Origin of the sequence: Streptomyces sp. NPDC018045 (assembly GCF_044327445.1) — a bacterium.
In the GTDB taxonomy this organism is placed as follows: domain Bacteria; phylum Actinomycetota; class Actinomycetes; order Streptomycetales; family Streptomycetaceae; genus Streptomyces.
The window spans coordinates 1-1,730 of the sequence record NZ_JBIRFL010000083.1 but is presented as its reverse complement, the minus strand read 5'-3'; the positions used below and the strand labels follow the sequence as shown (position 1 = coordinate 1,730).

The following is a 1,730-nucleotide window of genomic DNA, read 5'->3' as shown; positions in this document are numbered from 1 at the left end:
CACGAGACGCTGCGTACGGTCTTTCCCGAGGTGGACGGCGAGCCGCGGCAGGTCGTGCTGGAGGCCGCCGACGCGGACTTCGCCTGGGACCACCGCCGCGTCACCGCGGCCGAACTCCCCGCGGCCCTCGACGCGTCGGCCCGGTACGGCTTCGACCTCGCCACCGAGATCCCCGTACGCGCCTGGCTCTTCGACCTGTCCGACGACCTGTCCGGCGACCTGTCCGGCGACGAAAGCGTGCTGCAACTGCTGCTGCACCACATCGCGGGCGACGGCTGGTCCCTGGCGCCCCTCGCCCGGGACGTCCTGGCCGCCTACACCGCCCGTGCGGACGGCACCGCGCCACAGTGGGCCGAACTCCCCGTCCAGTACGCCGACTACACCCTGTGGCAACGCGACCTGCTCGGAGACGAGGCGGACCCGGACAGCCTCGTCAGCCGCCAGGTGGGCTACTGGCGTGCGCAGTTGGACGGCCTGCCCGACCTGGTGAGCTTCCCCACCGACCGCCCGCGCCCCGCGGTGGCCTCCTATGACGGCGCCCACCTGGAGTTCACCCTCGACGGCGCCCTGCACCAGCGCCTCGTCGCGCTGGCCCGGCGGTCGAACACCACCGTCTTCATGGTGCTCCAGGCCGGTATGGCGGCCCTGCTGACCCGCCTCGGCGCCGGCACCGACATCCCGCTCGGCAACGGCGTCGCCGGCCGCGCGGACGAAGCCCTCGAAGACCTCGTCGGCCTCTTCGTGAACACGTTCGTGCTGCGCACGGACACCTCCGGCGACCCCACCTTCGAGGAACTGCTCGGCCGGGTCCGCGAAACCAGCCTCGCCGCGTACGAGCACCAGGACGTGCCGTTCGAGCACCTGGTGGAACTCCTCAACCCGCACCGTTCCGGCTCCCACCACCCCCTGTTCCAGGTGGCGATGGTCCTCCAGAACACCCCGGAGGAGTCCTTCCGGCTGCCGGACCTCGACGTCCGCAGCGAGTTCGTCTCCACCGCGACCTCCCGGTTCGACATGCTCGTCGAGATGTTCGAGCGGCACGAGGACGTGCACGGTACCTCGGGCATCGAGACGGTCGTCGAGTACGCCACGGAGCTGTTCGACCGTGCGACGGTCGAGGCGCTGCTGGCCCGCTGGGTGCGGCTGCTGGAGCAGGTGACGGCCGATCCGTCGCTGCGCATCGGCCAGGTCGAGCTGCTGTCCGGCCCCGAACGCGTGACGCTGCTGACCGACTGGAGCGGCACCCCGGCCGAGGTGCCCGCCGTGACGCTGGCCGAGGCGTTCGCCGCCCACGCCCGCCGCACCCCGGACGCGGTGGCCCTGGCGTCCGGCGACCGGCCGGTCTCCTACGGCGAGCTGGAGGCGCGGGTGAACCGGCTGGCGCACTGGCTGGTCGGCCAGGGTGTGGGTCCGGAGAAGCTGGTGGGGGTGGTGTTGCCGCGGTCGGTGGAGATGGTGGTGGCGGTTCTCGCCGTGCACAAGGCGGGCGGCGCGTACGTGCCGGTGGACCCGGAGTACCCGGAGGAGCGCCGCCGGTACATGCTGGCCGACGCGGCGCCGGTGTTGGTGCTGGACGAGGCGGCGCTGCGGCGGGATCTGTCCGGCTTCCCGGACAGCGACCCGGGTGTGATCGTCGCGCCGGAGAGCCCGGCGTATGTGATCTACACCTCGGGCTCGACCGGGCGCCCCAAGGGCGTGGTGGTCTCCCACCGGGGCGTGGCGAGCCTGGC

At 72.6% G+C, this 1,730-nt stretch carries 1 protein-coding gene; it reads left to right on the top strand.

What is annotated here, in order from left to right:
• Positions 1 to 1,730: condensation domain-containing protein (locus tag ACH4EB_RS38680; RefSeq protein WP_398353230.1), on the top strand; the 1,730-nt coding region annotated here is incomplete at both ends.